Origin of the sequence: Paraburkholderia sp. BCC1876, assembly GCF_902833695.1 — a bacterium.
Lineage (GTDB): Bacteria > Pseudomonadota > Gammaproteobacteria > Burkholderiales > Burkholderiaceae > Paraburkholderia.
Genome location: NZ_CADFGI010000123.1, coordinates 1 through 308, shown reverse-complemented (window position 1 = coordinate 308; position 308 = coordinate 1). Strand labels below are relative to the sequence as shown.

The following is a 308-nucleotide window of genomic DNA, read 5'->3' as shown; positions in this document are numbered from 1 at the left end:
ACCGGACGGTCGCCACGTGCGCCGCCTTCGGACGGACGGTCTGCGCCCGGACGTGCACCGCTGAACGGGCGGCGTTCGCCGTCGTCGCGACGCGGGGGGCGGTCGCCGAAGCTGCGCGGTGCGCGCTCGCCACGGTCGCCAGCGCCTTCAAACTTGCGCGGGGGGCGGTCGCCACGGTCACCGGCGCCTTCAAACTTGCGCGGTGCGCGGTCGCCACGATCACCGGCGCCTTCGAAACGGCGCGGTGCGCTGTCGCTGCGCGGGCCGCGCTCGCCACCGAAGCGCGGACGATCTCCGCCTTCGCGATC

Annotated in this window: 1 pseudogene; it reads right to left on the bottom strand. The window is 75.3% G+C overall.

The window, feature by feature from the left end:
* A pseudogene (locus HWY05_RS38195) lies at positions 1-308 on the bottom strand (hypothetical protein); the annotation flags it as partial.